Genomic DNA, 9163 nt, shown 5'->3' with positions numbered 1-9163 from the left:
GTCCGAGCGTTGACGTCCTATAGGACGTCAACGCTCGGACGTTGCGGGTTCTGGGGAGGGTCAGCTGGCGCGGATCGTCGCCATCCAGGCCTCGATGGCCTCCGGGCGGCGGGGGAGGGCGGCCGACAGGTTCTCGTTGCCGTCGATCGTCACCAGCACGTCGTCCTCGATCCGCACGCCGATCCCGCGGTACTCGGCCGGCACGGTCAGGTCGTCCGACTTGAAGTACAGGCCCGGCTCGATGGTGAACACCATGCCCGGGGTGATCGTGGCGTCGAGATACATCTCCCGGCGGGCCAGCGCGCAGTCGTGCACGTCCAGGCCCAGGTGGTGGCTCGTGCCGTGCACCATGTAGCGCCGGTGGAACTGCCCCTCGGGGGCCAACGACTCCTCGGCGGTCCCGGGCAGCACGCCCCACTCGCCGAGCCGGGTGGCGATGACCTCCATCGCGGCCGTGTGCACGTCCCGGAACTTCGCCCCGGGCACCGCCGCGCGGAAGGCCGCGTCGGCGGCGTCGAGCACGGCGGTGTAGATGCGGCGCTGGACGTCGGTGAACTGCCCGTCCACGGGCAGCGTGCGCGTGACGTCCGCGGTGTAGAGCGAGTCGACCTCGACGCCGGCGTCGATCAGCACGAGCTCGCCGGGGCGCACCCGGCCGTCGTTGCGGGTCCAGTGCAGCGTCGTGGCGTGCTCGCCCGCGGCGGCGATGGTGTCGTACCCGACGGCGTTGCCCTCGAGCCGGGCGTGCGCGCCGAACGTGCCCTCGATCACGCGCTCGCCGCGTTCCTGCCGGGTGGCGACCGGCAGGTCGGCCACGACCTTCGCGAACCCGTCGATCGTCGCGTTCACGGCCTGGCGCATCTGGTCGACCTCGTACGCGTCCTTGATCAGGCGCAGCTCCGAGAGCGCCTCGGCGAGGAGCTCGTCACGCTGCCCGGAGTCCTCGGCGGCCCGGATCTCCTCGACGACCGACTCGATCGCCTCGTCCGCACCCGGCACGACGAGCAGTTTCACGCCGTCGGCGCCGACGTCCTTGGTCAGCGCGTCGTGCAGGTCGTCCAGGTGCGCGGTCCGGATGCCGGTGAGCGTCTCGATGTCCTCCAGCGTCGGGCGGGCGCCGACCCAGAACTCCCCGTAGCGCGAGTCGGAGTAGAACTCGTCGGTCTCCCGGCCCGCCAGCGGGCGGAAGTACAGCACCGCGCGGTGCGCGCTGCCCTCGTCGCCCGCGCCAGCGGCGACCGGGTGCAGTACCAGGACGGCGTCGGGCTCCTGCTCGGTGCCCAGGCCGGTGAGGTGCGCGAATGCCGAGTGCGGGCGGAACTGGTAGTCGCAGTCGTTGTTGCGGACCTTGAACGAGCCCGCCGGCACGACGAGCCGCTCGCCACCGAAGAGCGCGGACAGCCGTGCGCGCCGGCTGGCGGTGTACGGCGCGGCCGGCCCGGCCTCAAGGCCGAGCTCGACGCGAGGGCCCCAGCCGGAGCTGATGAAGGCCTTGAAGGCCTCCGAGCTGGGACGCTGGGAACGGTTGTCGCCGCGGCTCTCGATCGGCTGGACGGATCCGTCGGCCTCGGGCGTGTTCAGAGGTTCGCTCATGCGGCCCATCTTCCCACCGGCTCGCGCGGACCCGTCCGGGTGCGCCCGCCGGAGGGTCCGCGCGGAGGCGGCAGAACCCCGGCGCGAGGCTTGCGGGGCCAGCGCTTACTCTTGGCGGCGTGCTGATCGATCTCCACACCCACTCGAACGCCTCCGACGGCACGGACACGCCCGCCGGCGTCATTGCGGCGGCCGCCGCCGCGGGCCTTGCGGTCGTCGCCCTGACCGACCACGACACGACCGGCGGGTGGGCCGAGGCGGCCGCCGCCGCGGCGGACACCGGGGTCGCCGTCGTGCTCGGCACCGAGGTCTCCGCACGCGCTCGCGGCATCAGCGTGCACCTGCTCAGCTACCTGCACGACCCGGCCCATCCGGCGCTGACGGTCGAGCTCGAACGCACCCGCAGCGCCCGCCTGGTCCGGGCCCGCACGATGGTCGACCGGCTCGCCGAGGATTTCGACCTGACCTGGGCGGACGTCGTCGCGCAGACCACGCCCGACACCACCGTCGGGCGCCCGCACATCGCGGACGCGCTCGTTGCGAACGGCGTCGTCGCCGACCGGAGCGCCGCGTTCGCGACGATGCTCGTGCCGCGGTCCAAGTACTACGTGCCGCACTACGCGCCGGACGCGCTCGACGCCGTCGCGGCCGTGCGCGCGGCGGGCGGCGTTCCGGTGTTCGCGCACCCGGGCGCGGACGCGCGCGGCCGGATCGTGCCCGACGCACTGATCGAGGCGATGGCCGGCGCGGGGCTCGCGGGCCTCGAGGTGCACCACCGCGACCACTCGCCCGAGCAGGTCGCCCGGCTGGGCGCGCTCGCGGCCCGCCTCGGGCTGCTGGTCACCGGATCGAGCGACTACCACGGCGCAGGCAAGCCGAATCGGATGGGTGAGAACGTGACGGACCCCGCAGTGTTCGAGGCGATCGAGGAGCAGGGCACGACGGCGGTGGTCCGCCCGTGAGCCACGTGTTCGACGGACGGCTGTTCTCCGAGGTCTTCATCACCCTGTTCGTGATCATGGACCCGCCGGGGATCGTGCCGATCTTCTTGGGCCTGACCAGCTCGATGACCGGCAAGCAGCGCGCGCGGGCCTCCCGCCAGGCCGTGCTGGTCGCGGGCGGCGTGATCCTCGCGTTCGCGCTGTTCGGCCAGCAGCTGCTCAGCTACATGCACATCACGCTGCCCGCGCTCCAGGCATCCGGCGGCCTGCTGCTGCTGCTGATCTCGATGGAGCTGCTCACCGGCAAGATGGAGTCGGTCGAACCGTCGAGCAACAAGGCCGTGAACGTCGCCCTCGTCCCGCTCGGCACGCCGCTGCTCGCCGGGCCGGGTGCGATCGTCGCGACGATGGTCTTCGTGCAGGGCTCCGACCAGTCCACCGTCGACTGGGTCTCGATCGGCCTCGGCGTCGTGGCCGTGCACCTGTGCCTGTACCTGGCGTTGCGCTTCGCGAACGTGGTGCACCGCGTGCTGCGCGACAGCGGCACGATTCTGATCACCCGGATCGCCGGCCTGCTGCTCTCCGCGATCGCGGTCCAGCTCATCGCGAACGCGATCCGCGCCTTCATCAAGGCGTAGCGCAGACCGCGCACATGCGCGACGACCGCGCACCTCGCAAGGTGCGCGGTCGTCGGCGTTGGGTGCGGTCTCCCGCTGGCGGGCTCGGTGGGGTCAGGCCTGCGGGGCCGACGTCGGGGTCGCGCCGGCCGCGCCGGCACCGCCGCGCGGGCGTCGGTTGCGACGACGACGAGGCCGGTCGCCCGAACCCTCGCCGGTGGTCGACGCCACGGTGTCGCCCGAGATCGGGCCCGTGTTCTGCGCGCCGGCTGCGGCGACGGGGTTGCGCGGCGCGTCCGACGTCGAGTCGCCGCGCCGGGTGCGCGTGCGGGTCCCGCCCGAGCGGGCGGACTCGCCGAGGCGTGCCCCGCCGGTCCGACCCTCGGCGGTGCGCCCGGCCGGGGGTGCCTCGGCGGTACGGCCGCCGTCGGACCGGGGCTCGCTGGACCGGGGCTCGCTGGACCGCTCGGACCGCTCGGGGCGCCCGCCGCGAGCGGAACCGCCACGGCCGCCGTCGCGCCCGCCGCCGGAGCCACCGCGCCCGCCGTCGCGCCCGCCACCGCCGTCGCGCCCGCCACCACCGGCGTGACCGCCGCCGGTGCCGTGCGGGGCGCCGGAGGTGTGCCGCTTGCCGGTCTCGCCGAGGTCCTCGAGCACCTCGCCGGCGAGTCCCTCGCGCACGCGCTCCGACTTGGGCAGCGTGCCCTTGGTGCCGACCGGGATGTCCAGGTCGGTGTACAGGTGCTCGGAGCTGGAGTACGTCTCGACGGGCTCCGGGATCCCGAGACCGAGGGCCTTGTTGATCAGGCCCCAGCGCGGCATGTCGTCCCAGTCGACGAACGTGACCGCGGTGCCCTTCTTGCCCGCGCGGCCGGTGCGGCCGGTGCGGTGCAGGTACGTCTTGTCGTCCTCGGTGCACTGGTAGTTGACGACGTGCGTGACGTCCTCGACGTCGATCCCGCGCGCGGCGACGTCGGTCGCGACGAGCACGTCGACCTTGCCGTTGCGGAACGCGCGCAGCGCCTGTTCGCGGGCACCCTGGCCGAGGTCACCGTGGATCGCGCCGGCCGCGAAGCCGCGCGCGACGAGGTCGTCGGCGACCTTGGCGGCGGTCCGTTTGGTCCGCGCGAAGACGATCGTCAGGCCGCGGCCGCGGGCCTGCAGGATGCGGGCGAGGACCTCGACCTTGTCCATCGCGTGCGCGCGGTAGACGACCTGCTTGGTGTTCTTGACGGTCGCGCCGGCGTCGTCGGGGTCGTTCGCCCGGATGTGCGTCGGCTGCGTCATGTACCGGCGGGCCATCGCGACGACCGCGCCCGGCATCGTCGCGGAGAACAGCATCGTGTGGCGCGAGGCGGGCGTGCGCGCGAGGAGCTTCTCGACGTCGGGCAGGAAGCCCAGGTCCAGCATCTCGTCGGCCTCGTCCAGGACCACGCACTTGACCCGCGAGAGGTCGAGGAAGCCCTGGTTGAGCAGGTCGATCATGCGCCCGGGGGTTCCGACGACGACGTCGACCCCGGCGGCGAGCGCGCTCACCTGGGGCTCGTAGGCGCGGCCGCCGTAGACCCGCAGCACGCGGACCGTGCGTTTGGAGGAGGCGGTGGCGAGGTCGTTCGCGACCTGAACCGCGAGCTCGCGGGTCGGGACCACGACGAGCGCCTGCGGCTTGCCGGGTGCCGGCAGGTCCTCGTAGCCCTGCTCGCCGGGGGAGACCACCCGGTGCAGCAGCGGGATGCCGAAGCCGAGCGTCTTGCCCGTCCCGGTCTTGGCCTGGCCGATGATGTCGTGTCCCGCGAGGGCGACCGGCAGGGTCATGGCCTGGATCGCGAACGGGTGGGTGATGCCCACCTCGGCGAGCGCGGCGACGATCTCGGGGCGGACGTCGAAGTCCGCGAAGGATGGGTCGGTGGCCTGGACGCTGCTTGGCGCGGCGCTCTCGGGCTGGATATCGGTGGTGGTCACGTCGATGCCTCACGTGGTCGCCAGAGAAGAGGCCGCACGCCACCCTTCAGAGAACTGACCTGTGCGGATGCCGCCGCAGGTTCGGGGAGCGGGCCTCATCACTGAGGTTGGCCGGCAGCCGATCGTGAATATTCACTGCCTCGGCGGACTTTTGCGAGCCGCTGGGCGATGCGGTCGAGACGACCGGGCAACCGATGTACGTCCTCATGCTATAGGACACCCCGCATCGAGATGTCGGAGCGTCCAGCGGGGCTAGCCTGGGGGCATGACTGCAGCGACGACGTCGTCCACGCTCGCCGCCGACCGATCGGACGAGCTCACCCTTCTCGGCCTGGTCGGGCAGCTCGAGCTCATCGCGTTCACGCGGCTCGCGGCTGACTCCGCCCTGGCCCCCTCGCTCGACCAGCGACTGCGCCTCGCGCGGTTCTCGGCCGGTGCCGTGACGCGCCTCGAGCGCATCTTCGACCGGATCCGCGAGCTCGGCGGCTCCCCGCAGGAGGAGGTCGCGCGGTTCGCCACCGTGATGGACGACTTCGACGAGCGGACCCCGTCGAGCAGCTGGTGGGAGCGCCTGCTCAAGGCGTACGTCGGCTACGGCGTGGCGGACGACTTCTGCAAGGAGGCCGCCGTCGGCCTCGATGCCGCGACGAACACCCTGGTCATGGAGGTGCTCGACGGGACGAGCCACGCCGAGCTGGTCGTCTCCGAGCTCGCCGCGGCCGGCGCGGACGACGCCGTGCTGAGTTCGCGCCTCGCGCTGTGGGGTAGGCGGATGGTGGGCGAGGCGCTCGGCGTCGTGCAGTCGCTCGTGCAGTCCCAGCCGGCGCTCGCCCGCCTGGTGGTCGACGCCGCGGTGGTGCAGAGCGCGCAGGTGCCCGGGGCCGACGGCGTCGTGGCGACCGGCACGGTCTCCGCCGACGGCATCGCGTCGTTCGACAACGCGCAGGCCGAGGCGGCGAGCCGGTTGTTCGGACGGCTCACCGCCGAGCACACGCACCGGATGGAACGCCTCGGTCTGACCGCGTAGCCGTGCGCGGCTGACGCGCTCGACTCACGGCTGACGTGCTCTGGCGACGGCCGGCGAAGCTGAACGGCCCGGCTCCGCGAAACAGTTCTGCAGACGCCGAACGGCCGCGGCGAGCGCCGCGGCCATTCGTGTGTCGTGCGGTGTCAGAGACCCCCGAAGCCGACCTTGCGCTGCTCCTCGGAGCCGATCTCCACGAAGCCGATCGACGCCGTGGGGATGATCACGCGCCGTCCGCGGCTGTCGAGCAGCTCGAGGGCCGACTTGCCGGCCAGCGCGGCGTTGACCGCCGTGGCGACCTCGTCCGGGGTCTGGTCGGACTCGAGCACCAGTTCGCGGGGCAGGTTCTGCACGCCGATCGTGATCTCCACAGTCACTTCTTTCCCTCGGTAGTTCCCCGGCGGCCGGGGCGCTGTGCGCCTGGTTGCCGGGCTCGCTGGCAATCCTAGGTGGTGGTGCCCCGCCGCAGGTCGTCCGTGCGGCGCGCGGCGACCCGGTTCAGCCAGGGGCGCAGAACCCCCCCACCCTTCCCATCCCAGAAACTCCCCGTCCCGGCGACGATCACGCGAGTGCGCGATTCTGGCTGCCTAATTCGCGTTTTCAACAGCCAAAGTCGCGCACTCGCGTGATCGGTGAGGAGCTTGGGGCTAGGTTTCGGGGTCGGGGTGCACCAGGCCGGCGACGCCGCCCCAGGCGAGCCGCGCCACGAGGTCCGCCGCGTCGTCGACCGTGAGGCCGGTCTCCGTGCGCAACCGGCTGGTGGCCCCGCTCTGCGCCATGCCGACCAGAGCCGCGGCGAGCAGCGTCGTCTGCGGGCTCGGCAGCCCGGTGAACTCGACCAGCACCCGCGCGATGCCCCGCGCGGCCTCGGCCCCTGCCTGCTCGACGCGAGCCCGCACGGCGTCGTCGTGCGTCACGTCCGACTCGAAGAGCAGCGAGGACGACTCGCCGGCGGCCTCGACGAACTCGAAGTACGCCGCGACCAGCGCGCGCACCACCTTGCGGCCCTCGCCGGAGTGCACCGGGCCGTGCGCGACCGGCGCGAGGGCGATCTCGACGGCGGCCAGCAGGCCGGCTCCACGGGCGTCGACGACGGCGAGATACAGGTCGAGCTTGGACGGGAAATGCCGGTAGAGGACCGGCTTGGAGACCTCGGCGCGGTCCGCGATGTCGTCCATCGAGACGTGGTGGAATCCCTCGCTCGCGAACAGGTCCTGGGCGATGGCCAGCACCTGTTCGCGGCGCGCCGCGCGGGGCATCCGCCGGCTGCGCGGCGGGTCGACCGGCTCGCCCTCGGACTGCGTCATCCGGCGATGGTAGCGAGGCCTCGCGGAACAGGTGACCCGCGTCCGTGCGGGGGCGTTGCGGGCAGCACCGCGGTTGGCGCGCGTGGTGACGTCGAGTTCGCCGGTCCGACGTCGAATTCGTCGAATTCGATCGGCGAACTCGACTGAAAACGGCGAATTCGACGCCCGTCGGGGACCGGTTGGGCGCCACGCGGGTCAGGGGGGCGGGCGTGTGGGTGGTGTGTGATGGGATCTGCGGCGTGACCCGCCCGAGCCTCCTAGACGCCGCACGGCTGCAGCTGGTGGCTCCGGCGCTCGCCGGTCTTGGCACGGCCGGCGGCGAGCCCGCCGGTCTCGCGCTCGACCCGAGCCAGCGCGCCGTCGTGCAGCGGGTCGCGTCGGCGTCCGACCGGACCGCGCTCCTCGTGCTGGGCGCGCCCGGGACCGGCAAGACGAGCACCGCGATCGAGGCCGTGGCGGCCGCGACGGAGTCCCTCGGGTTGGTCCCCGCGGACGTGCTCGTGCTCGCGGCAACCCGGCGCGCCGCGGCCGACATGCGCGACCGCCTCTCGGTGCGGGTGCGGCGCACGGCCGGTCAACCGATGGTCCGCACGGGTCCGTCGGTCGCGTTCTCCGTGCTGCGGGCGCGCGCCGCGCGGCTCGGCGAGCCGCCGCCCACGCTCATCTCCGGTCCCGAGCAGGACCTGCTGCTCGGCGAGCTGCTGGCCGGGCACGCGGTCGGTGACGGTGCTCCGCTGAACTGGCCGGACACGGTGCCGCCCGCGGTGCTCGGCGTGCGGGCGTTCCGCGACGAGCTCCGGGACCTGCTGATGCGGGCCGCCGAGCGCGGCCTCACGCCCGCCGACCTGACCGCCCTCGGCGAGCGCGCCGAGCGACCGGAGTGGGTCGCCGCGGCGCACCTGTACCGCGAGTACCTCGACGTCACGCTGCTCCGCCAGGCGACCCCCGACGCGGGCGCGCGGTTCGACCCCGCCGTCGTCGTCGACGAGGCGGCCGAGGCGCTCACCGCGTGGGAGGACGAGGTTCCGGGCGTGCCGCGCCCGCGCTGGCGCCTGGTCGTCGTGGACGACCACCAGGAGAGCACCGCCGCCACCGCGCGCCTGCTGCGCGTGCTGGCCGACGACGGCGCCCGGCTCGTGCTCTTCGCGGACCCCGACACCGCCGTCCAGACGTTCCGGGGCGCCGCGCCCGCGCTCGTCGGCCGGGCCACGGTCGCCGGCGCCGGGCTGGGCGAGCTCGGCGCGGACCGGCTCGTGCTCAGCACCTCATGGCGCCAGGGCGCCGAGCTGCGAGCGGTCACGGCCGCCGTGACCCAGGAGATCGGTTCGGTCGGCGAGGTCCGGCACCGCCGCCCGGCCCCGCGGCCCGGGCCCGCGACGTCGTCCGCCGGGGTCCCGGCGCCCGCAGCGGCGGGCGATGACCTGCTCGCCTCCTCGCCCGGCGAGGACCTGACCCCGATCCCCGCTCGGGTTGCCCTGCTGCCGAGCCCCGCGCAGGAGGCCGCGTACGTGGCGCACGCCCTGCGGGCCGCGCACCTCGAGCAGGGCGTCGGGTGGGGCCGGATGGCCGTGATCGCCCGGTCCGGCGGCCAGGTCGCCGGGCTGCGGCGCGCGCTCGCGACCGCCTCGGTCCCGGTCGCGGTCCTCGGCAGCGACCTCCCGCTGCGCGACGAGCCGGCGGTGCGCCCGCTGCTGCTCGCCCTGGGGTGTGCGCTGCGGC

The 9163-nt window shown here is 73.7% G+C and carries 8 protein-coding genes; 4 read left to right on the top strand and 4 right to left on the bottom strand.

Translation table 11 applies throughout. From position 1 onward, the window contains the following. Nucleotides 1–60: 60 nt before the first annotated feature. Complete coding sequence (locus VIM26_RS10560; RefSeq protein WP_331950895.1) at nt 61–1593, bottom strand: aminopeptidase P family protein; 1533 nt, start codon at nt 1591–1593, stop codon at nt 61–63. 119 nt (nt 1594–1712) lie between these two features. On the opposite strand from VIM26_RS10560, the gene VIM26_RS10555 reads away from it, so the two are divergent. After that, complete coding sequence (locus VIM26_RS10555) at nt 1713–2555, top strand: PHP domain-containing protein (protein ID WP_331950893.1); 843 nt, start codon at nt 1713–1715, stop codon at nt 2553–2555. Next, the gene (locus tag VIM26_RS10550) at nt 2552–3172 is read left to right on the top strand and encodes a MarC family protein (RefSeq protein WP_331950892.1); all 621 of its coding nucleotides are present in this window, start codon (nt 2552–2554) and stop codon (nt 3170–3172) included. The genes VIM26_RS10555 and VIM26_RS10550 overlap by 4 nt, the downstream gene beginning before the upstream one ends. A gap of 93 nt (nt 3173–3265) precedes the next feature. Here VIM26_RS10550 and VIM26_RS10545 read toward each other — a convergent pair whose 3' ends face one another. Continuing rightward, entirely contained in the window at nt 3266–5119 is a 1854-nt protein-coding gene (locus VIM26_RS10545) for a DEAD/DEAH box helicase (RefSeq protein ID WP_414696473.1), read from the bottom strand. A gap of 259 nt (nt 5120–5378) precedes the next feature. Between VIM26_RS10545 and VIM26_RS10540 the strand changes: the two genes are divergently transcribed. Further along, nucleotides 5379–6140: a ferritin-like fold-containing protein gene (locus VIM26_RS10540; RefSeq protein ID WP_331950890.1), complete on the top strand. Its 762-nt coding sequence runs from the start codon at nt 5379–5381 to the stop codon at nt 6138–6140. A gap of 143 nt (nt 6141–6283) precedes the next feature. Here VIM26_RS10540 and VIM26_RS10535 read toward each other — a convergent pair whose 3' ends face one another. Then, complete coding sequence (locus VIM26_RS10535) at nt 6284–6508, bottom strand: DUF3107 domain-containing protein (RefSeq protein ID WP_331950888.1); 225 nt, start codon at nt 6506–6508, stop codon at nt 6284–6286. A 276-nt stretch (nt 6509–6784) separates the two neighbouring features. After that, nucleotides 6785–7444 carry a TetR/AcrR family transcriptional regulator gene (locus tag VIM26_RS10530; protein WP_331950886.1) on the bottom strand — a complete coding sequence of 220 codons (660 nt, stop codon included), beginning with the start codon at nt 7442–7444 and terminating at the stop codon, nt 6785–6787. Between the two features lie 239 nt (nt 7445–7683). On the opposite strand from VIM26_RS10530, the gene VIM26_RS10525 reads away from it, so the two are divergent. Continuing rightward, nucleotides 7684–9163: UvrD-helicase domain-containing protein (locus VIM26_RS10525; protein ID WP_331950884.1), on the top strand; the 1480-nt coding region annotated here is incomplete at its 3' end.

This window comes from Pengzhenrongella sp., from assembly GCF_036565025.1.
GTDB lineage: Bacteria > Actinomycetota > Actinomycetes > Actinomycetales > Cellulomonadaceae > Pengzhenrongella.
This window is presented reverse-complemented; position numbering and strand designations above follow the sequence as displayed.

Bases quoted from the DNA above. Each gene is read 5' to 3' on its own strand.
- VIM26_RS10560 (WP_331950895.1), bottom strand. From the start codon at position 1,593: ATGAGCGAACCTCTGAACACGCCCGAGGCCGACGGATCCGTCCAGCCG.
- VIM26_RS10540 (WP_331950890.1), top strand. From the start codon at position 5,379: ATGACTGCAGCGACGACGTCGTCCACGCTCGCCGCCGACCGATCGGAC.
- VIM26_RS10530 (WP_331950886.1), bottom strand. From the start codon at position 7,444: ATGACGCAGTCCGAGGGCGAGCCGGTCGACCCGCCGCGCAGCCGGCGG.